This window comes from Streptomyces sp. NPDC037288 (assembly GCF_055603265.1).
On record NZ_JBVJVY010000036.1, the window covers coordinates 26,607 to 45,003 of the forward strand.

Consider the following 18,397-nt stretch of genomic DNA (forward strand, 5'->3'; position numbering starts at 1 on the left):
GAGACCGCGATGGCGGTTCGCACTACTGCTTTGGCCGCCGCGGTTTTCACCGCGGCGGTTGCCGTTTATGCCCTGGCCGAGTCCCGCCGGGTGTGTGGGTTGCGCCGGGAGTTGGTGCGGGAGCGGGCGTCGCATCGGCTGATGACGGGCTGCCTGGTCCGGGATCTGGAGGTTTTCCGGTGCCGCCTTGGCCAGGTGGTGGCGCAGCAGGCGGTGGTTGCTGCTGCTGGCCAGGTGGTGGCTGAGTCCCTTGCCCACTACGACGAGACGACCCCGCCGATGGAGGGAGGCACGCGATGACGTCCGAGAAGAGTACGGAGCAGTTGCGTCGGGAGTGGGTGATTCACCCGCACTTCAAGTACCGCGGGTGTGCCCCGGACCCGGACAACCCCCTGCGGATGGCGGGGGATCCGTCGCTGCATGTGGGTGCGCATCATGGGCCGGATGCTTTTCTGCCGGAGGGGCAGCGGGAGCGTCGGGTGCGGGAGGACAAGGCCATCTCGGTCTGTGTCGAGTGTCCGGTGATGGTGGCCTGCGACCTGTATGCGTCGAGCGTGAAGGCGGACGGGAAGCTCGCGGAGCCGGAGGGTGTGTGGGGTGGCCGGCGGTCGTTGGAGCGGCACAAGGCGCTCATCAAGGCCCGACATGCAGTGGCTGCGGCGCCGGACGACCGTGTCTTCCAGACTGCCCAGAAGCGGGCCGCGTTGCGAGCGCTGGCGGTGTGCTGGGATCCGTTCGACGTTGCCGCGGAGGCGTCCCGGCTGCTGGCCGCGTGGGGTGAGGGTCCTGAGGGCGGGATGGACGTGCGGACGGCGAACTGGCAGCGCAGCTCCCTGGTGCGGCTGCTGGGTCTGCCGAAGACCGTCTCGCGGATGCGAGCTCTGGCGGTTGCGCGGGAGCGGGGTCTTCTCGACGACGTGGACCTGGTGCCGGATGACGGGTCGGTGCCTGCGTTGTCGCCGCCGACCCGGGTGGCCGGTCCGGCCGAGCCGATCCAGTTGGTGCTGTGGGACGGCCTGGTCGACCGCGAGGAGCCTGCTGTCCGTCCGGTGCGCGCGCGGCGCCGGCCGTCTGCACGCCGGGGGGTGTCCGCGTTGCCGCTGGACGACGCCCTCGCCCCCGTCATTCCCCTGTTCTCTACCGACGCTTCTCTGGGAGTTGCCGTATGAGCCAGTACCCCGCCACCACGGAGCCCGCTCCTTCCGACGACGCCGGTGAGGTGGCCGCGTTCGAGGCGATGCGCAGGGATGCCGTCCTGGGCGGCCGGGCAATGTCGTCGGCCCAGTTCCTCGCCGGACTGCTGGCGGGCGGCGAGTTGGAGACGGCGGGCCGCCCGGACCGGCTTCCCGCGGACCTGTTCCCGGACGCGGACCCGGCGGTGGTACAGGCGGTGTGGGACCGGGCCGTGGCGGTCGGGTTCCATGCGGGGCGCATGTCGGCGGCGCCGCGCCTGTTCCGCGACCAGATGGATCGTGTGGCCGGCGTGTATGAGGAGATCGGCCATCACGCGATGGCCGGGCTGGTACGCCGCTCCCGGGCCTTGGTCGCTCCGGAGCGGGCCGCGCATCCGGCGGATTCGGAGATAGCGCGGGACCACTGACGTGCCGTCATGGCCGGTGTGACTAGTACGAACTAAGACACGCGATGGGGAAGGGGCCGGGACAGATGGGGTGTTCAGCGGCTAGTCTGGTAGGTGCGTCAGACATGGAGTCAGTTGCGAGGCTTCGTGGAAGATGCGCCAAAAAGTTGGAAGCCCCCGCTGCCACCTTGGTGGCGGTCCCGGTTTGCGAAGCCGGAACGCGAGGGCTGACAGCACTCACACCGTTGCTGAGGAATGAAGGTGCCGTCGTGGCCAAGAGTACCCGGGGTGTTCCCCGATCAGACAGTGCGACCGTCATCTCCGCCGTGAAGATCACACCGGCGTCGAGTGTTTCGGCCACTGTCCCCACTACCCCCTCCTCGCGATGAGCAGCGCGGCCGAGCAGTTCTCGGTCCCCGCCGTCGACCCCACCGCCCACCGTCCCGGCGACTGCTGCGAGTACTGCGACGACGCAACGTTCGCAGCCGATCCCACCACGTGCCCCGGCTATCTCCAGCACCGGACCACGCAGGTCTACCGAGTTGAAGGCTGGGAGCAGTTCGGCGCCTGGACCATGGTGTCCGGCCCGAGGGACACGATGCGTGAGGCCGAGGAGCGCATGCAGCAGCTCAAGGCCCGTTTCCCTGAGACTCCGATGCGCGTTGTCGCTGAGACGACCAGCTACATGGTCGTGCGCACCGCACCGGGACAGACCCCACCAACTGATGGAGATCGAGTGACGTAGCGAGTTTCTAGCGGGAGGTTCCTGAGCCCCTTGGCGGGGGCTTCACCCTCAACCGCTGGCCGCTGGTGTTGGCGCACCGTGCGCGGCCGTATCCGACGGCTCGAAGTTGGCGCTTCGAGCTAAGGCCCATCTCTACCGGATTGGCAGCCGGTCGAGACGAGCGACTTTCAGGTTCTCCCCAGAACCACCCCGGTCACCGAGCGGGCTTTTGCATGCCCTCTCGCTTATCCGAAGACGAGGTACATAGTGCCTGAGTGCACCCCTGTTTGTCAGCTTGGCGCTTCCGCTGCGCCGGTTTCGCGAGGAATCTCCCCCCGCACGGACGACACCGAGTGCCCGCAGAACACCCGCGACACGAACGCCCCCATCCCCGCTTTCGAACTGTCGATCGATTACAGTGACGGTCCCGGTCGTGGTGTGCGCCTACTGGTGACCGCAGCTAGCCAGTGGCTGCACGCCACGACCGGCCGCATCGCCACCTGCGCCCACTCCTGGATGACCGCCGTCCACTGGGTCACCGACTGCGCCAATTGCGGCCTGTACACCCCCTCCCGCACCCACGGCCCCAAGTGGGGGCCGACCACGGTCGCCATTGCGCAGGAGATCGCCGCGTTGAAGGAGTGCCGGCCCGGCGTCGACTACCTCGCCCGCAAGCTGAAGGTCGCTGAGCGCACCGTCCAGTACCACCTGGACATGCTCCGTGAGACGGGCCTGCTGGTGTACCGCTCCAAAGGCACCCGTATCTCTGGTGTCGGCGGCCGCGCTTCCGAGTTCGAGCGTGTCATCCCCGTCGCCTTCGACGAAGCCCTCGGTATCCGCACCGTCGGTGAGGGTGCAACACGCCGCCCGGTCGGTGCCGCTGAGGAGTCCCGGAGCCTGCTGGGGAAGCTGGCGAAGAAGGCAGCCCGGAAGGCTCGCCGCCCCCGCCGTCAAAACCGGGTTTTGAACGGACCGCGTTGCACCCCAATGCAGGTGGGTACTTCCGGCACTTCTTCTCCGGCTAGTACTTACTCCCCCCCTGAGAGCAAGCTCGCAAGCGGGAAGAAGAGTTCCCCCACCCCGAAGCAGTCCAAGCGCGGTCAGCGAACCCTGAACCGAGTCGGCCGCCGCTACCAGCTCGCCCGCGAACTCATCCAGCTGGTGCCGTGGCTGAAGGGCGCATCCATCCCCCGGATCGCGTGGATCATCCGGCACGTCGCCGACGCCGGCTGGACGGCCCTCGAGGTGCAGGCTGCTGCCGAGCGTCTGGTGTCCGACCGGGAACCGCGCCGCCCGTCCGCCGTCCTCGCCTACCGGCTGGCGTCCTGCCACCTGCTGTACACCACCCCGGCGCGCCGCAAGGTGCTGGTGGAGGACTGGCAGGACTCTCGCCGCGCTGAGCAGGCCCGCCACCAGGACGCCGACCACAGTGACCTGGGTCAGGGCCCTAAGAGCGTGGCCGCCCGTCGTGCGATGGACGAGGCGTGGGCTGCCATCCAGGCCCGTCTGACCGCTGACGCCGAGCCCGTCGACTGCAGCCCGATCACCCTCGAGGACCTCACCGCGGACGAGATCGTGCAGTTCCGCCTGGACGCCATGAAGGACCCCGGGCTGATCTTCTCCTCGATCGAGCTGGCCGGCGAGGCATACACCCGCCGCCTGTACACCAACCGGCTCGTCGACCAGACCCTCGCCCTCGAGGCCATCAACGCCCGCCGCAACACCCTCACCCCCGCCTTCTGAACGGAGATCCCGCCATGCCCCGCAGTGAACTCGACCAGGTCCGCGCCGAACTGCGCCTCGCCCAGCAGCACGCACATCGTGCCGACGCCGAACGGGCCGAGATGGAAGCCCAGCTGCACACGGCGAAGGCCGACATCGCCCGCGCCCGGGCCAGTGCCGCCCGCACGCATGCCGAAGCCGTCACCACCCAGGCCGCCCTTGCCCAGGTCCGCCGCCTGTGCAAGCTCACCATTGCGGCCTCCCACCGGGTGCAGGCCGTGGAACAGGCCCAAGACACCCTCGCCGTCATCGACTCCATCACCGAGGGCAAGCCGCTCCCCGGGGACGCCGCCTGGCATTCGGTCTGGCTGCACGGCAACTGGCGGTGGCTGACGAAGAACATGACCACTCCCGAGCGCGAGCACGCCGCGGACGCGGTCGCGCGGTACGGCACCTACCTCGACACGATCGACGGCGCTGACCGCTCCGCGGAGCCCGAGGGCCTGCGCTGGTGGAGGGACTGACCATGACCACCAGCCAGCAGCCGTCCGGGATCGACCTCGCCCGCGCCGCCCTTGCCGCCCAGCGAGCCAGCGCCAAGACCCGGCCCGTCCAGCCGCCGAAGAAGACCCGCACCACCCGGCAGACCAGTCGCCGGCGGCTCGGCGACCCCATGGGACTGGGAGCAGCGATCGACCGGATGATGGCCGAACGCGGCTTGGAACCCCCGGAGCAGGCCGGGAGCATCATCGACCAGTGGCCCAGCATCGCCCCCGAACTGGCCGACAAGGTGGCCGCGGTCCGCTTCGAGCACGACACCGAAATCCTGCACCTGCGGCCCGTGTCCCCGGCCTACGCCACCCAGCTCCGCCTCTACCAAGCCCAGATCCTCGCCCGCGTGCAGCAGGCCCCGTCCGGCCGGTCTGTCCGCGCGCTGAAGGTCCTGCCCGCCGGCGGGACACCGGTCGCGGCGGCCGCGGAACTGCAGGAGACCGCCGCGCCAGCCACCGAAGCCAGCCCGGTGCGGACCCGGGAGACGGCCAGCGCCGGATACCGGCAGACACTCGCCGCAGCCCTCGAGCACCGGCCCGAGACGCGTCACACCGACCCGTACATCGAGCAGGCCATGCGCCGGCAGGAAGCCGCCCTCCGCGCCAACCGCCAACCCGAACCCGTAGCCGAGCTGGACCAGGTCGCCCCGCGGCAGGTAGACCGCAGCGACGCTGTACGCCGGGCCGCCCTCGCCCGCAAACGGCAGGAGCAGGCCGGTCTCACCCAGTCCCGTCCCAACCTCGACGTCGCCTGAGGCCCGCCATGTCCCTCGCCCTCATTGGTTTGACAGGCAGCAGGAAGTGGTGGGATGTACCGCTCCTCGAGACCACGCTGTTCCTGGTGTGGCACGACGCCCTCGAAGACGGCTACGACGGCATCGAACTGATCCACGGCGACGCACGCGACGGAGCCGACGCCATGGGCGACGCCTGGGCCGTGGCGAACGGCGTGCCGCGGCGCCGCCTACCAGCGGACTGGGAAGGGCCGTGTGGCTCGGAATGCCAGCCTGGACACCGGAAGCCCAAGCGCAACGGACGCACGTACTGCCCGCTCGCCGGGCACCGCCGCAACCAGGAGATCGTGGACGAACGCCCTTTGCTCCTGGTCGCCGCGCAAGTACACAACAGCACGGGGACAGCAGACTGTATGCGCCGGGCCAAGGCCGTTGGGATCCCGGTGTACCGGATCCCCGTGTGAGCGGAGGGAACGCTTCGACGGATGTGGTGCACGGTGGTCGCGATCACCGCACGAAGGAGGCCGCGCATGCCCCACACCGCCACCCGCCAGTACCCCGACGCCTGGCACGCCGCAGAGGACGCCCAGGAACGAGCGTGGCTGGACGACTGGATGCGCGGCCGCATTTGCGCCGTCACCCTCGAGACCTGCCCAGCCCATCAGCCGGCCGAGGCCTCCGTGCACGCCCTCACTATCGCCGGGAGCTGCTGATGCCCGCCACCGCCGTCAAGCCTCGCCCCGAGTACCCGCGGCCGCCGGTCACCGTCCTCCACGCTGAGCTGTTCCGCGAGGCCGTGTACGAGGACGGCGAACCCTACGGCCAGGACGATGACGAGGACGCCTCCGAGGGCTGATCCGTTTTACGGCCGTAAAACACTCACCCCCGAGACCGCCCGGCCGCTTACCCTCGCGGGTACAGCCCGCGAGTTTTACGGCCGTAAAACACCATGGGCCCCACGCCTCTCCGACCACCCTGTGATCATCTGGCAGGATGCTCCCCGTCCGAAGTACCGGAACCATCGGGAAGTAATCGGAGCAGTACATGCCCTACATCACTGTGCTCTTGAACAGGAAGGGCGGTGTCGGGAAGTCCCTGATCACCGTCAACCTGGCTGCGGTCTATGCGGAGATCCTCGGCTGCGCGGAAGACGACGCCTCCGTTGCCGTCGTCTCGATAGACCCCCAAGCCACCAGCGTTGAGCACGCAGACGCCGTCCGGAAGGCAGGCCGGCCAGTCCCCTTCCGCGTCGTCAACGCCAAGAACAACGTCGAGCAACTGCGCAAGCTCCGCCGCGCCAAGGCCGACATCATCATCGTCGACACCCCCGGCTTCATGCCCCTAGACGACGAGGACGAGGAAGACGAGTCCATCGACCCGCTAGGCGATGGCACCGTCGGTGACTCTCTGCGCGCCGTCTTGGACGCAGCCGACGACGTCATCGTCCCCCTCCCTGCCGAAGGCGCCGCGTTCCGGCCCACCCGGACCACGATCGAACGCGTTCTCATCCCGCGTCAGATCCCGTACGGAGTGGTCGTCAGCTGGGACCCGAGGGACAGCGAAGCCGACCGGGACAAGACGCTCAGCTTGGTCGACCGGCGCGGCTGGGACGTCTACAACACCACCATCCGCCGCTACAAGCCGCACACCCGCGGCATCACCAGCGGCCGGTTCTGTACCCAGTACGAACCCAACCCCATCGCTCTGAAGGCCAAGGCCGACTTCCAGGCCCTCGCGCTGGAGCACCAACTCCGCCGATCGAAGCGCGCGGGAGGTCAGTAGATGGCCACCCGCAACGACTTCGACGACTTCTTCGGCGATGACGACGACGCCCCGGTCCCGGACACTCGGGCCGATGGCCGGCTGTACCGGGTGCCTGTCTCCAGGCTCGCCCCGAACCTGGTCAACCCCCGGCAGGACTTCGGCACCGAAGACGACCTCATCGACTTCGGTAAGAGCCTGGCACGTCGGCAGAACCAGCCGTGCCCGGTCGTCAGCCGGGGTGCCTACCTGAAGCTGTGGCCCGAGCACGCCGACCGCGTCAAGGACGTCGACTACGTCCTTGTTAGCGGAGAGCGTCGCTACCGGGCCGCAACCACGGTCGGCCTGCCTGCCCTGGATTGTGTCGCCAACGACGACTTTGCCAAGGACCGCAAGACGTTCATGGAGGCCGTGGTCTCCGAGAACGTCGACCGGCAGAACTTCGACCCCATCGAAGAGGCCTACGCCGTGCAGGCCCTGGTCGCCGAGTTCGGATCCAACCGGGCCGTGGCGCAGCACTTCGAACGGGTCGACGGCTGGGTCACCCAACGGGTTCTCCTCACTCACCTGGCCCGCGAGGTCCAGGACCTCGTGCGGCAGAAGACCATCCCCTTGGAAGCCGCTCGGTCTCTGGGTAAACATGCCCGAGACAATGCCTGGGGGGCGTCGGAGCAGCTGGCATGGTGGGAAGAGGAGCAGGACCGGCGGGCCGCCGCCGCAGCCGCCCGGAAGGCCGCCAAGCAGACGGTTTCCACCCTGCCGCCAGCACCTGCAGTCGTCCCGCCGGCGCCACCGAGTTTTACGGCCGTAAAACAGGAGCCGGACGCGGCCCCTGTCCCGAAGGGGGCAGAGTCCGTCAGCGATAGCCCGCGGACCACGGCGAGGCAGCCGGTACCGGTTCAACCTCCGGTTCCGGACGGCCCCCGGCCGCCGGCGCCGCAGCGGCCGGAGAGCATCCCGGAACCGCGGGAGGCCTTCGCCGAGGATCGGCCGGCGCCGAAGATGTTCCCGTACCACGACGGTGACGAGGCGGGGACTCTGCTGCTGTTCAAGATGCCGCCGGAGCAACGCGACAAGGTCCTCGACTTGCTGCTCCGTGACCGGGAGAAGCGGGCGGCGAACGCCAACTGATGGCGGTGACTCAAATCTGAGTCGACGAGGCTGCGGCCCTGGCTCTCCTTGCCCATACGGGAGGAGGCCGGGCCGCTTGCTTTGCCCGCCTTGCCGGGGTTTCCGGTCGCCCGTTCGAGTGATCCGACTGCAGACGTCTTCACAGTGCATATATCTGCAGGGTTGGCTGAGATTCCGGTTCCCCCACACCGGGATGCCGGCCGCCCGGCCGAGGACTGCCAGGAGGCGCCTGCGTAGCCCTCCAGGCGCCCCTCCTCGGCCACGGCGGCCGCCCCGTGCCCGCTCCCACCAGGGCTGAACAGGAACTTACTGGAAAGGTCTATGCGCTGCGGAGTACCGGCTTTAGACTCTGGTCTTACCAGACGGGTGCGCCCAGAGCGCGTCTTGAGGTCTCACAGCCCCTGCACCAGGCACCGGATGTTGTCGGCAACTCCATCCCACCTCGGCTGCAGGGGCTGACCTGTATCCGTACGGCCACCACCGAAACCCATAGACAACACAGAGCAACACGTCGGTTGCAGATTGCGCCACCACCGTTGGAAATCAGGTCACAAGGGCGTGAAAACTTCTTTCAGCCCTACGCATTGATTGAAAGAAGTGCCAGAGTGAGCAAGCCCTGGACGTGGACTGGCAGCCGTGTTTGGGGTAGGGGCCCGCGACCTGACCAGCGCGGGTGATTCGAGGACCTTTCGATCTGCCGGAGGAGCGGAGACTCCATGTCCGCAGCAGAGCCGGCCGTCCCCCACACGCCTGAGACCGTGGTGAACGCGGGTGAGGGCGCGGCCGTAATCCCCATCACCGCGCGGCGTGCAGGACGTGGCGCATCCCAGCCTTCCAGGGGGTGGAAGACGATGGAGCCCACCCGCCTCCCGACCCCGGGGCCTGCCCTGTCGGACAGTGAGCGTGCGCAGCGGGAGGCCGCACTACGGCTCGTCGCCGACGACGTGGAGAAGATCTTCAACCAGACTGGCCGGACTCTCACCGACGACGAGACGGCGGCTGTGTATGTGACCGCGATGCAGATTGCTCAGCACACCCTGAAGGGTGCAGTCGTCAGCGGGATCATCGGCGAGGACCAGCACGGCGAGTTGGACGTGCTGCTCGGTGGGCTGAAGGAAGCCCCGCGGCTGGTGTGACCACGGCGACCGTGTCGCATATGCCCGGGGTTTTTGTCATCTGCGGTGGGGCCGTTCATCCTCCGCCAGCAACACTGTGTTGATCAATTCTTGCTAAGAGTTCAACTAACCCCGCGCGCGTGCCATGATGAGGCGTCCGGATTCACCCGGAGTGCCAACATCCGCCCCGGCGCGCGCCCCTGCACATCTGCGTAGGACGTCCCGCGCCCCCGGGGCGACCTTGAGGGACGGGGGACGCATGGCCCACGGGGACGACAGCGCCGCAGCAAGACTGAACGAACTCTCCACGTACTTTCGCCAGCACCCCATCAGGGGAGCTGCAGGTCACTCCTACATCAGCTCCGAGCCCCGCGCCACTGCTGTAACGCCGACGCTTCCGTTCAACGCCGACGTGGTTGAGCACATCATCACCTCCGTCCAAGAGGTCGCCGACCACACCCGCGCGGCCAACCCGGCCGCCGACCCGCTCCCCGAGCGCGTCCAGGACGCCTACGAGTGGATGCACGCCAGCCTCGAGCACTCCCCTGAGGTGGACCAGCTTCGGGCCGCAGTCATCGAGTACCGGCAGTACCTCGAGCACTGCCTGAAGGCCGGCGACCATGAGACCGTCCGCAAGCAGGTCATCCGGGAGCCCTGCCCGAAGTGCGGCTGCTGGGGCCTGATGTGGGTCCGGGAGATGCACTCCGTGTTGTGTACCAATGCCGAGTGCGTCGACAAGGACGGCAGCTCCACGACCCTGTCGCTGGGGCAGATCGCGCACGCTCGTGCGGTGGCTCGGCAAAATGTTCGTCAGACCCGTGCAACCTGATGCGCCCGAGACGTGTCGTACATAGCATCACCATCAACTGAACACGGTTTCACCACAACTGGACCTGTCCCAAGGTCCACCCGTATTCGGCGCCACCGGAGCTGCGAACGATGGCGGCCGCCGACCCCGGGAGGCCGCCATGGCCGTCAGCTACATGAGCCCCTACATCGCCGCCAGTGACGTCGAGATCAAACTCAAGGTCGCGGCTGACATGTTCGCCGAGCGAGGGCGTCCCGTCTCGGTCAGTACCCTCGTTCGCCTGTGCCGCGACCACAACGTGCCGATGACCAAGCTCGGTCGAGCCAATGCGGCGCCCTGGAGCCAGTTGCTGAAGCTCCACCGCGACTGGGTGCACTCCCAGAACTGACTACCAGACACAGGCCCCGGCACCCCGTGAGGGGTGTGCGGGGCCTTTCCTGTGCCCGGTTACAGCATAACCCGGCTCATGCATTGCAATGCCATGCGTTGCGCGGTACGGTGGAACCACAGATAAGGCAACAGCCCCCTCACCAGGGCTGATTGACCCCATCCCAGCCTCCCTGGAGCACCCGTGGCCGTGATGACGCATGCCTCCGCACGCACCGAAGCCGACTACACGGCCCTCACGCCCACCATGCAGGCCGTCATCGACAAGGCCATGGAAGACGCCGACCACGCCGCCACCGGCGAGGACTACGACCGCGCCATGAAGTACGTGGCCATAGCCGCCGGCATCCCGCTCCCCGCCTCCAAGGACCTCGCGGTCTGCGACTGCCTCAACGACGGCTGCGGCTGCGGCGCCATCTTCGACAGCCGCGCCGAAGGCGTCATCGTCACCGCCGGACCGGACCCGGACTGCAACCTCAGCCGCCTCCAGTGCCCGACCTGCGGCCACGACCACGGCCGGCCCCTCGCCGACTGACCCACCACAAGCCCGCCCGGGCCCCGCATGACCACCGCACTGCGCGGCCCGGGCGCTCAACCATCAGGGGAGACCCACATGAACGCCACCCGCTTCATCCTCCAGAAGATGGCCACCGTCATCAGCACCCAGGGACTCCACACCGGTGCGCAGTTCGCCGAGCACGGCCCCATGGACAAGCTCGACATCTGCGCCGTCGCCTACATGGTCGCCGAACGCTGCCCGGCCCCGAAGGAGTTCTTCACGGACGAGCTGGCCTCCCTCCGGCTCATCGAGTCCAGCGCGAAGGCCATGGCCGCCATCAAGGCAATCAGTGACGTTCTCGACTCCAGTGTCTGCGAGACCGAGATCGAGCCCGGCACGTACGTCCCGGACTACATCGAGCACGTCTCCAACTGGGCCGCCACCAACCCGATCGGCGAGTCCTTCCCGCCCTCCACCGACGAGGTCATCGACCGCATCCTTCGCGCCGCCAACGTCCTCGCCGTCCAGACCCCCGCCGCCTGAAAGGCCCCGCCATGAGCCTCATGACCTTCGACCTCGTCAGCGGTGGATTCGCCGGAGACCCCGCCCACGCCGCCGGCCGCGCCGACGCCTACGACGACGCCAAGACGCTCACCACCGACGAACTCGTCATCCGCGCTGGCATGTACGCCGACCACCACCCCAGCCTGCCGTACGCCGTCGGCTACATGGACCACGTCATCGAGATCCGCCTCGAACTGGACGTCACCGCCGGCGCCGAGACGGAGCTGGCCTGGGCCGACCGCACCGCGGCCGCGACCAAGTGACCTGGCCTGACGGCATCGCTATCGCCGTCGGCATCACCACCCTCGCACTCCTCCACCACCCCCACACCAGACGGAGCACCACCAAGCCCCTCCCCAGGACGGAGGCCGACCATGGCCACCACCCGCACCGCGAAGAAGACCGCACAGGCCCGCAAGACCACCCCGGCGAAGAAGACCCCCGGCCGCAAGCCGGCCGCTAAGAAGACCACGCTGCCCCCGCTCCCCAAGCGGCCCCAGGAGTGGATGACCGACGGCCAGGGATATGCAGTCGTCGCCGCACTCCTCGCCGGCATCACCACCGACCGCATCCAGGACTGGACCGACCACCACGACGGCACCGTCACCCGCGCCCTCACCGACGGCACCCTCCACTACACCACCCGCACCCGCACGCTGCGCTGGCAGGCGACCTGCCGCATGGGCGCCGTCCACTCCTACCGCATCGACGACCCCGGCATGGCAGTTTCCGCCCGCGTCCGCTCCGCCACCTGCAGCCTGCTGCACGCCGACTTCGACCACCTCACACCGCTCAATCGAGACGAGCTGGAAGACCTCGGCATCCACACCGGCCCCACCTGGGCGCGCCGCCTCCCCGACGAGCCGAACACCGTCAGCAAGACCGTCCTGGCACTCCCGACCACCCCGCAGGTCCTCGGCGACCAGCCGACCCATACGCCTCGCACGACCGCCGCCGACACCCAGCCGCTGGCTCGCGACGAAATAGCCGACGGCCTCGCCGCCCGCGCCGACAACGACCACGCCAAGGAGCACCCGCAGCCGTGACGAACATCGAATGGACAGGGGAGACCCTCAACCCCACCACGGGGTGCGACCGAATCAGCCCTGGGTGCGACCGGTGTTATGCCCTCACCATGGCCAAGCGCCTCAAGGCCATGGGACAGGCCAAGTACCAGAACGACGGCAACCCCAAGACCTCCGGGCCCGGCTTCGCTCTCACCATGCACGAGGACACCCTCAGCGTGCCCTTCACGTGGAAGAAGCCCCGCCTCGTCTTCGTAAATTCAATGAGCGACCTGTTCCACAAGGACGTCACCACCGACTTCCTGGCCCGCTTCTTCGCCGTCATGGCGCTCACCCCGCAGCACACCTACCAGATCCTCACCAAGCGGCACGCCCGCATGCGGTCCGTCCTCAGCGACCGCTGCACCTGCGGCAACGGGCATCTCCCGGGCGTCCACTTCCGCTCCGCCATGGCGTGGGCCGTCTCCAAGGCCAACCCCAACCGGATCCCCGGAGCACCGGACGACGCCGAGAAGCGGGTCTGGGATGCCGCCTGGCCCCTGCCGAACGTGCACCTCGGCGTCTCCGTGGAGAACCAGAAGTGGGCGGACATCCGTATCAAGGCCCTCATGCAGACCCCGGTCGCCATCCGGTTCCTGTCCTGCGAGCCCCTCATTGGTCCGGTCCGCTTCAACCGCGGCCACGCCTACTGCCCCACCCACGACTTCCCGGGCGGCTTCTGTAGCGGACCGTGCCCAGACCTCATCCTCCCGAACTGGGTGATCATCGGCGGTGAGAGCGGGCCAGGCGCCCGGCCGTTCGATCCGCAGTGGGCCGCGGACCTCATCGAGGACGCCCGCCTGGTCGGCGCCGCCCCGTTCGTGAAGCAGCTCGGCTCCGTCTGGGCCCGCGACACCACCTGGGCGGGGAAGACCGTGGCCACGCACGGGGACACCAAGGGCGGCGACCCCGGCTACTGGCCCGCCCACCTCCGCGTCCGCGAGTACCCGAAGCGGGTGGCTGCCGATGTTTGACACCGACCAGGCATACGTCGACACGCTCGTCGGCCAGATCTGCTGCCGACACGCCAGCCTCCTTGCCACCGCCGAGAACGACCTCGCCGTCCTCCGCAGCCGCATCGCCCTCGCGGTCGCCTACATCCACGACCCGGCCGTCGACCGTGACGCCCGCATCAGCCTCGCCCAACGCCTCGGACTGCCCGAACCTCGCCCGGAGGTGACCCAGTGACCGCGACCGCACCCGAGACCCAGCACGGCGGCATCACCCGGCCCGCCTCCTGGCGTCTCGCTCTCCCACCCAAGACCAAGCTCATCAACGCCAACCAGACCCTGCACTTCAGGCGCAAGGCCGAGATGGTGAAGATCATCCGCAATGCCGCATGGACCATGGCCCGGCACAGCAGCATCCCGGCCCTCCAGCGCGCTCACGTGTACTTCGTCGTCCACCCCGACACGGCTGTCAAGCGGCGTGACCCCGGTAACTGGGCGCCGTCCGCCAAGGCTGCTGTCGATGGCCTGGTGGATGCCGGTGTGCTCCCGGACGACGACTCCACCCGTCTGATCGGCCCGGACCCGCGGATAGGTCAGCCGGTCAAGGGCTCCCAGCTCGTTCTGTGGATCACCGACCTCGACCAGATAGACCCCGCTCACCTGGCCCTCCTGAACCCGCCCACGGACCTTCCCGGAGCCACCCGATGACCACCACTGCCCGCCTCGCCGCGACTGCTGCCACGCCCCGGAACTGGAAAGCTCAGGCTGCCTGCCGAAACGCTGACCCCGAACTGTTCTGGCCCGAGAAGGACACGCCACCGGCTCGAATCCAGCAGGCCAAGCAGATCTGTGCCGGTTGCCCGGCCAAGGAGTTCTGCCTGAACGAGGCCTACCGCATCAACGAGTGGGACGCGATCTGCGGCGGTCTGACCGGTGAGGAGCGGCAACAGCTGCTCGCCCCTGTCACCAATCGGTGGGCGGCCCGCAGGGCCGACAACGCCGATGCCCGCAAGCTTGCCGTCCAGTGCGGTGCTGAACTGCTGATCCGCCTGGTCAAGCATCGGGCGAGCGTGGAGACGGTTGCTGAGCACTTCAGCTCCACACCGCGCGCGCTGTACGGAGCCTTCCGGATCCTCGTGCCGGCCCCGGTCGAGGACGGCATCCGCACTCACGCGCCGTCAGCCATCGAGAAGCTCCTGGCCAACTCGAAGGAGTCGCTGCGGACGCTAGAGAGGATGGGCCGCTCACACACGGAGATAGCGGTCGTGCTGGGGACGTCGCAGAGCATCGTGAGCGCCTCCCTGACCGTGCTGCAGCAGCGCGAGAAGGCCTTCCCGGCCCTTTCGGCGAAGGGCCCCCAGGTGGCGGTGGAGCGTTGCTGGGCGGAGGAGACCCGAATTCGGCAGCAGTCCGGCTCAGGGCTGACGGTCGAGGACGTCATCGAGATGGCCGGCACGCAGATCCTCGCGTTGTACGGGTCCGGATTGACGCTGCGGCAGGTGGCGAAGCGGATCGGCATCAACCGGGAGTCGGTGCGTCTGGCGTACCTGCGGTTGACGGACAAGAGCGGCATGAAGTCGCTGACCCAGAACGAGATGGAGGAAGCAGCCTGATGGCTGGAGAGAGCGTCCTGACTTTGATCGGGAACCTGGTCGATGAAGTGGAACTCAGATTCACCCCGAACGGCGCCGCAGTAGCGAAGTTCCGTGTGGCTTCAACGCCGAGGAAGTTCAACCGGGACGCGAACGCTTGGGAAGACGACAGGGACAAGGCCCTATTCCTGCCGTGCACGGTGTGGCGGCAGCAGGCAGAGCAAGTCGCGGAGTCCTTGCAGAAGGGGATGCGGGTCATCGTGGTGGGCCGGCTGACGCAGAGGTCCTATGAGGACAAGGAAGGCGTGCGCCGGACCGTTTTCGAGTTGGAGGTCGACGATGTCGCTCCCAGCCTCAAGTACGCGACAGCGAAGGTGACGAAGGCTAGCGGCGGTTCGGGTCAGGGCCGTCAGGATGCGCGTCAGGCCGTGCAGCAGGGGGCGTCGGCGCCGGCGGATGACCCGTGGGCGTCCGGGGCGCAGGGTGGCGGCCAGCAGGGCGGCTGGGGTTCCGGTGGGGGCCAGAGCGGGTGGGACGACGCTCCGCCTTTCTGAGCGGCGGGAGTTCGGCAAGGGGTCTGGCCTTCGGGTTGGGCCCCTGTGTCGTACCCAGCCCGTCTCATGCATTGCAATGCCATGCATACAGCGGTACGGTGGAGCCATCAAGCCCCACCACCTCGCTTCAGGGGGACTCCCATGTTCGAACTCCGCCTCCTCGACCCCAACGGCTACACCGTCCCCGGCGGCATCCGCACCGTCGACTACGGCCACCAGATCCCCGGCATCAAGGCCCAACTGCTCACCGAGGACGCCCCCCGACACGCCGCCAGCACCGGCGTCGGATACAACCCGGCCGCCTACGAGGTGAAGGAGGGCCTCGCGCCGCAGCGCGCCGCCACCGTCCACGACATCGTCAAGCGACTCACGGACACCAGCTACGACTGGACCGCCGTCACCGCGCTCGGCTGGGGCATGGGCCTCGCACAGCTGAACATCGACTCCGCCGTCCAGGAAGCCGAAGCGGAGGGGCGGATCGTGTCCGAGATCCACCGCGGCAAGAAGATGGTCCGCCTGGCCCCGACGTACACCCTCACCTACGAGCGCGCGGACGGGCGGAAGAACCGAGTCGGCTTGCGAGCCCGGCAGGTGGAGACGATCGGCCGTGTCGTTGCCAGCCTCGCCGACCGGGGCGAGGCGTGGAGCATCGCCGTCCTCGACGCGGACGGCAGGGACGTCACGGACGAGTTCGCCTGCTTCCAGGACTGACTTCCTGACTGCGGTCCCCTGCCCCCCTTGGGGGACCGTCCGGCCGCGCACCCCCTGGCGCGGCCCCTGCCGCCTCACCCCGTGCCCCCAGCGGGGTGGGGCGGCCCCATACCCGTCCGAAAGGACCAGCGGTGACCGCGTTCCTGTTGTGGCCGCTTGCCGTTCGCCGAGCTGGCCCCGCGCTTCCTCCACCACACCCTGACCGCTCTCACCCACCGGAAGGTCCGATGAGCAACGCCGCCCTGCATCCCGACGCCCTCGCCGCGAAGTACGCGACGCTCAAGCACTGGCGTGCCAGCAAGTCCAGTCGCCGCGACTCACTGGGGAACTGGAGGGTCACCCGCGGTGGTGACGGCCGGCTGACCGTGTCGGCTCAGCTGCGAGGCCCGGACCCGGTTTCTGCGCTCAGGGCGTTCATGAACCGGCAGGCGTACTTCCTGTCCGAGCGGATCGCCCCGTCCACGGACCGTCAGTTGCCGCAGCTGGACCTGACCCAGCCGGGCCGTGTGGCCGCGTTCTGGCGGCTGTCGGGGGTGTGGGTGGAGATCTGGCACCACGACACCGGCAGTGCCCCAGTCGAGCCCGCTCAGGCCGTTCCCGTGCCATCCCGGCGTGGGCTGGGCGGCCGACTCCCGAACACCCGACGCAAGAAGGAGAGCACCACCGTATGAAGACAACCCGCTTCGTCTACCTGGACTGCGAGTTCCTCCCCGCCGACCCCAGCACCCGAGGCCTCGTGTCCATCGGTCTCACCGACGACCAGGGCGTCGACTACTACGCCGTCAACGCCGACATGGACGTGGCCGCGCTGCTTGCAGTGCCGTGGATGGTCGAGAACGTGTGGCCGTATCTGCCGAGGATCGTGTTCGGCTACGACGAGCCGGGCAGCATCCTGAACTGCGATGATCCGGCCGTGCAGTCGATCGCGGACATCCGTGCCGGTGTGGCCCGGTACTTCGCGGACACGGACGCCGACGAGACCCGGCTGTTCGCCTGGTACGGCGGGCAGGACATCTGCCGGCTGCACTCCCTGTGGGACAACGACTGGTCGGTGATGCCCGACCAGATCCCCCGCTGGTTCACGGAGCTGGAGGCGCTCATCGTGGAAGCCAGTCACCCTGAGCGGCCGGAGCTTCCGGTGCAGGACGGCGGTGAGCATCACGCCCTGGCGGACGCCCGGTACAACAGCCGACTGCACGAGGCGGTCATCAACCACTCGCTGGAGATGCAGCGGAGGTACCGGTGACTGCCCCAGTGCAGGTGGGCCCGTCGTCTGCGCACGGCGGGCCCGACCCGTCTTGCGACCGGATCCTCAGCAACCAGCTCCGGGAGGTGCTCCAGCTCGCCGCGAACGGCTTCTCCAACAAGCGCATCGGCGTTGAGCTGCACAAGACGGAGAACACGGTCAAGTCGCAGATGGCGAAGATCATGCAGATTCTTCACGCCAGCGACCGGACGCAGGCCGTCGCGGTCGGAGCACGCCTGGGGCTGATCGCCATCGGCGACGGCCACCACATATACGGGCCGCCGTCAGTCGAGCAGCTGCTGATTCTGGTGGCGCGTGCCGAGCGGAAGGGCGGCCTCAACGACATCGAGGGCAATCGGCTGCGCGAGGGCATCCGCTATCTGGCGACCAAGCGCACGCAGGAGGCTCGTGAGGCTGAGGCGTTGGAGAACGCGCTGGTGACTGAGCTGCGCAGGAAGTACAACAACGCCCGTAAAGAGGCGTGGTCGTGGAAGCAGCGGGCCGCGGAGTCTGGGGGCGGGGAGGCGCAGGACGCGGTGCGTCGTGTGTCTGAGCTGGCCAGGCGTTGGATGAACATTCCGGCGAAGCGTCAGGCGGCTGTGTCCGTGCTTGCTGCGATCAGAAACCAGTACGGGGACTGACCCACCGCGCGTGAAACGGACATCTTAGGCACCGCCACTGGCGGGTGACACCGATCTACGCCCG

Annotated in this window: 28 protein-coding genes; all 28 read left to right on the plus strand. The window is 68.3% G+C overall.

Annotated elements, in window-relative coordinates; translation table 11 throughout:
• The first annotated feature begins 9 nt into the window (after positions 1–9).
• The 28 genes from ACZ7GZ_RS31600 (at position 10) to ACZ7GZ_RS31735 (ending at position 18,333) form a co-directional block, all read left to right on the plus strand.
• On the plus strand, positions 10–300 hold the full coding sequence (locus ACZ7GZ_RS31600) for a hypothetical protein (protein WP_471029383.1): 291 nt from the start codon (positions 10–12) through the stop codon (positions 298–300).
• Entirely contained in the window at positions 297–1,169 is an 873-nt protein-coding gene (locus ACZ7GZ_RS31605) for a WhiB family transcriptional regulator (RefSeq protein WP_471029384.1), read from the plus strand. Before ACZ7GZ_RS31600 ends, ACZ7GZ_RS31605 begins: the two co-directional genes overlap by 4 nt.
• Positions 1,166–1,600: a hypothetical protein gene (locus ACZ7GZ_RS31610; protein ID WP_471029386.1), complete on the plus strand. Its 435-nt coding sequence runs from the start codon at positions 1,166–1,168 to the stop codon at positions 1,598–1,600. The genes ACZ7GZ_RS31605 and ACZ7GZ_RS31610 overlap by 4 nt, the downstream gene beginning before the upstream one ends.
• Before the next feature lie 364 nt (positions 1,601–1,964).
• The gene (locus tag ACZ7GZ_RS31615; protein ID WP_471029388.1) at positions 1,965–2,324 is read left to right on the plus strand and encodes a hypothetical protein; all 360 of its coding nucleotides are present in this window, start codon (positions 1,965–1,967) and stop codon (positions 2,322–2,324) included.
• A gap of 429 nt (positions 2,325–2,753) precedes the next feature.
• The gene (locus ACZ7GZ_RS31620; protein WP_471029390.1) at positions 2,754–4,046 is read left to right on the plus strand and encodes a transcriptional regulator; all 1,293 of its coding nucleotides are present in this window, start codon (positions 2,754–2,756) and stop codon (positions 4,044–4,046) included.
• Positions 4,047–4,060: 14 nt separating this feature from the next.
• Positions 4,061–4,549: a hypothetical protein gene (locus ACZ7GZ_RS31625; RefSeq protein ID WP_471029392.1), complete on the plus strand. Its 489-nt coding sequence runs from the start codon at positions 4,061–4,063 to the stop codon at positions 4,547–4,549.
• 2 nt (positions 4,550–4,551) lie between these two features.
• Positions 4,552–5,331 carry a DciA family protein gene (locus ACZ7GZ_RS31630; protein WP_471029394.1) on the plus strand — a complete coding sequence of 260 codons (780 nt, stop codon included), beginning with the start codon at positions 4,552–4,554 and terminating at the stop codon, positions 5,329–5,331.
• A 29-nt stretch (positions 5,332–5,360) separates the two neighbouring features.
• The gene (locus tag ACZ7GZ_RS31635; protein WP_471029395.1) at positions 5,361–5,774 is read left to right on the plus strand and encodes an SLOG family protein; all 414 of its coding nucleotides are present in this window, start codon (positions 5,361–5,363) and stop codon (positions 5,772–5,774) included.
• Between the two features lie 66 nt (positions 5,775–5,840).
• Positions 5,841–6,023, plus strand: coding sequence for a hypothetical protein (locus ACZ7GZ_RS31640; RefSeq protein ID WP_471029397.1), 183 nt, complete (start codon positions 5,841–5,843; stop codon positions 6,021–6,023).
• Positions 6,023–6,166 carry a hypothetical protein gene (locus tag ACZ7GZ_RS31645; protein ID WP_471029398.1) on the plus strand — a complete coding sequence of 48 codons (144 nt, stop codon included), beginning with the start codon at positions 6,023–6,025 and terminating at the stop codon, positions 6,164–6,166. Before ACZ7GZ_RS31640 ends, ACZ7GZ_RS31645 begins: the two co-directional genes overlap by 1 nt.
• Before the next feature lie 188 nt (positions 6,167–6,354).
• Positions 6,355–7,092, plus strand: a complete 738-nt coding sequence (locus ACZ7GZ_RS31650) for a ParA family protein (RefSeq protein WP_471029399.1) — start codon at positions 6,355–6,357, stop codon at positions 7,090–7,092.
• Positions 7,093–8,202 carry a ParB/RepB/Spo0J family partition protein gene (locus ACZ7GZ_RS31655; RefSeq protein ID WP_471029400.1) on the plus strand — a complete coding sequence of 370 codons (1,110 nt, stop codon included), beginning with the start codon at positions 7,093–7,095 and terminating at the stop codon, positions 8,200–8,202.
• Positions 8,203–9,053: 851 nt separating this feature from the next.
• Positions 9,054–9,338, plus strand: a complete 285-nt coding sequence (locus tag ACZ7GZ_RS31660) for a hypothetical protein (protein ID WP_471029403.1) — start codon at positions 9,054–9,056, stop codon at positions 9,336–9,338.
• 391 nt (positions 9,339–9,729) lie between these two features.
• Positions 9,730–10,146, plus strand: coding sequence for a hypothetical protein (locus ACZ7GZ_RS31665; protein WP_471029405.1), 417 nt, complete (start codon positions 9,730–9,732; stop codon positions 10,144–10,146).
• Between the two features lie 139 nt (positions 10,147–10,285).
• On the plus strand, positions 10,286–10,513 hold the full coding sequence (locus ACZ7GZ_RS31670) for a hypothetical protein (protein WP_471029407.1): 228 nt from the start codon (positions 10,286–10,288) through the stop codon (positions 10,511–10,513).
• Positions 10,514–10,696: 183 nt separating this feature from the next.
• On the plus strand, positions 10,697–11,047 hold the full coding sequence (locus tag ACZ7GZ_RS31675) for a hypothetical protein (RefSeq protein WP_471029408.1): 351 nt from the start codon (positions 10,697–10,699) through the stop codon (positions 11,045–11,047).
• Between the two features lie 78 nt (positions 11,048–11,125).
• Positions 11,126–11,554 carry a hypothetical protein gene (locus ACZ7GZ_RS31680; protein WP_471029411.1) on the plus strand — a complete coding sequence of 143 codons (429 nt, stop codon included), beginning with the start codon at positions 11,126–11,128 and terminating at the stop codon, positions 11,552–11,554.
• 11 nt (positions 11,555–11,565) lie between these two features.
• Complete coding sequence (locus ACZ7GZ_RS31685; RefSeq protein WP_471029414.1) at positions 11,566–11,838, plus strand: hypothetical protein; 273 nt, start codon at positions 11,566–11,568, stop codon at positions 11,836–11,838.
• 111 nt (positions 11,839–11,949) lie between these two features.
• A complete protein-coding gene (locus tag ACZ7GZ_RS31690) occupies positions 11,950–12,621 on the plus strand; it encodes a hypothetical protein (RefSeq protein WP_471029415.1) in 672 nt (223 codons plus the stop codon).
• Positions 12,618–13,613, plus strand: coding sequence for a phage Gp37/Gp68 family protein (locus ACZ7GZ_RS31695; protein ID WP_471029416.1), 996 nt, complete (start codon positions 12,618–12,620; stop codon positions 13,611–13,613). Before ACZ7GZ_RS31690 ends, ACZ7GZ_RS31695 begins: the two co-directional genes overlap by 4 nt.
• Positions 13,606–13,827 carry a hypothetical protein gene (locus ACZ7GZ_RS31700; RefSeq protein ID WP_471029418.1) on the plus strand — a complete coding sequence of 74 codons (222 nt, stop codon included), beginning with the start codon at positions 13,606–13,608 and terminating at the stop codon, positions 13,825–13,827. The genes ACZ7GZ_RS31695 and ACZ7GZ_RS31700 overlap by 8 nt, the downstream gene beginning before the upstream one ends.
• Complete coding sequence (locus ACZ7GZ_RS31705) at positions 13,824–14,297, plus strand: hypothetical protein (protein ID WP_471029419.1); 474 nt, start codon at positions 13,824–13,826, stop codon at positions 14,295–14,297. Before ACZ7GZ_RS31700 ends, ACZ7GZ_RS31705 begins: the two co-directional genes overlap by 4 nt.
• On the plus strand, positions 14,294–15,202 hold the full coding sequence (locus ACZ7GZ_RS31710) for a WhiB family transcriptional regulator (RefSeq protein WP_471029421.1): 909 nt from the start codon (positions 14,294–14,296) through the stop codon (positions 15,200–15,202). Before ACZ7GZ_RS31705 ends, ACZ7GZ_RS31710 begins: the two co-directional genes overlap by 4 nt.
• Entirely contained in the window at positions 15,202–15,735 is a 534-nt protein-coding gene (locus ACZ7GZ_RS31715) for a single-stranded DNA-binding protein (protein ID WP_471029422.1), read from the plus strand. The genes ACZ7GZ_RS31710 and ACZ7GZ_RS31715 overlap by 1 nt, the downstream gene beginning before the upstream one ends.
• A 141-nt stretch (positions 15,736–15,876) precedes the next feature.
• Positions 15,877–16,446 carry a hypothetical protein gene (locus tag ACZ7GZ_RS31720; protein ID WP_471029425.1) on the plus strand — a complete coding sequence of 190 codons (570 nt, stop codon included), beginning with the start codon at positions 15,877–15,879 and terminating at the stop codon, positions 16,444–16,446.
• Between the two features lie 227 nt (positions 16,447–16,673).
• Positions 16,674–17,117 (plus strand): hypothetical protein, encoded by a 444-nt coding sequence (locus ACZ7GZ_RS31725; protein WP_471029426.1) that lies wholly within the window; start codon positions 16,674–16,676, stop codon positions 17,115–17,117.
• Positions 17,114–17,692 (plus strand): 3'-5' exonuclease family protein, encoded by a 579-nt coding sequence (locus ACZ7GZ_RS31730; protein ID WP_471029427.1) that lies wholly within the window; start codon positions 17,114–17,116, stop codon positions 17,690–17,692. Before ACZ7GZ_RS31725 ends, ACZ7GZ_RS31730 begins: the two co-directional genes overlap by 4 nt.
• Before the next feature lie 14 nt (positions 17,693–17,706).
• The gene (locus ACZ7GZ_RS31735) at positions 17,707–18,333 is read left to right on the plus strand and encodes a response regulator transcription factor (RefSeq protein WP_471029543.1); all 627 of its coding nucleotides are present in this window, start codon (positions 17,707–17,709) and stop codon (positions 18,331–18,333) included.
• Positions 18,334–18,397: the final 64 nt, after the last annotated feature.

Coding starts and splice junctions, on each gene's coding strand:
- ACZ7GZ_RS31600 (WP_471029383.1), top strand. CDS start 10: ATGGCGGTTCGCACTACTGCTTTGGCCGCCGCGGTTTTCACCGCGGCG.
- ACZ7GZ_RS31605 (WP_471029384.1), top strand. CDS start 297: ATGACGTCCGAGAAGAGTACGGAGCAGTTGCGTCGGGAGTGGGTGATT.
- ACZ7GZ_RS31610 (WP_471029386.1), top strand. CDS start 1,166: ATGAGCCAGTACCCCGCCACCACGGAGCCCGCTCCTTCCGACGACGCC.
- ACZ7GZ_RS31615 (WP_471029388.1), top strand. CDS start 1,965: ATGAGCAGCGCGGCCGAGCAGTTCTCGGTCCCCGCCGTCGACCCCACC.
- ACZ7GZ_RS31625 (WP_471029392.1), top strand. CDS start 4,061: ATGCCCCGCAGTGAACTCGACCAGGTCCGCGCCGAACTGCGCCTCGCC.
- ACZ7GZ_RS31630 (WP_471029394.1), top strand. CDS start 4,552: ATGACCACCAGCCAGCAGCCGTCCGGGATCGACCTCGCCCGCGCCGCC.
- ACZ7GZ_RS31640 (WP_471029397.1), top strand. CDS start 5,841: ATGCCCCACACCGCCACCCGCCAGTACCCCGACGCCTGGCACGCCGCA.
- ACZ7GZ_RS31645 (WP_471029398.1), top strand. CDS start 6,023: ATGCCCGCCACCGCCGTCAAGCCTCGCCCCGAGTACCCGCGGCCGCCG.
- ACZ7GZ_RS31650 (WP_471029399.1), top strand. CDS start 6,355: ATGCCCTACATCACTGTGCTCTTGAACAGGAAGGGCGGTGTCGGGAAG.
- ACZ7GZ_RS31655 (WP_471029400.1), top strand. CDS start 7,093: ATGGCCACCCGCAACGACTTCGACGACTTCTTCGGCGATGACGACGAC.
- ACZ7GZ_RS31660 (WP_471029403.1), top strand. CDS start 9,054: ATGGAGCCCACCCGCCTCCCGACCCCGGGGCCTGCCCTGTCGGACAGT.
- ACZ7GZ_RS31670 (WP_471029407.1), top strand. CDS start 10,286: ATGGCCGTCAGCTACATGAGCCCCTACATCGCCGCCAGTGACGTCGAG.
- ACZ7GZ_RS31680 (WP_471029411.1), top strand. CDS start 11,126: ATGAACGCCACCCGCTTCATCCTCCAGAAGATGGCCACCGTCATCAGC.
- ACZ7GZ_RS31685 (WP_471029414.1), top strand. CDS start 11,566: ATGAGCCTCATGACCTTCGACCTCGTCAGCGGTGGATTCGCCGGAGAC.
- ACZ7GZ_RS31690 (WP_471029415.1), top strand. CDS start 11,950: ATGGCCACCACCCGCACCGCGAAGAAGACCGCACAGGCCCGCAAGACC.
- ACZ7GZ_RS31700 (WP_471029418.1), top strand. CDS start 13,606: ATGTTTGACACCGACCAGGCATACGTCGACACGCTCGTCGGCCAGATC.
- ACZ7GZ_RS31710 (WP_471029421.1), top strand. CDS start 14,294: ATGACCACCACTGCCCGCCTCGCCGCGACTGCTGCCACGCCCCGGAAC.
- ACZ7GZ_RS31715 (WP_471029422.1), top strand. CDS start 15,202: ATGGCTGGAGAGAGCGTCCTGACTTTGATCGGGAACCTGGTCGATGAA.
- ACZ7GZ_RS31720 (WP_471029425.1), top strand. CDS start 15,877: ATGTTCGAACTCCGCCTCCTCGACCCCAACGGCTACACCGTCCCCGGC.
- ACZ7GZ_RS31725 (WP_471029426.1), top strand. CDS start 16,674: ATGAGCAACGCCGCCCTGCATCCCGACGCCCTCGCCGCGAAGTACGCG.
- ACZ7GZ_RS31730 (WP_471029427.1), top strand. CDS start 17,114: ATGAAGACAACCCGCTTCGTCTACCTGGACTGCGAGTTCCTCCCCGCC.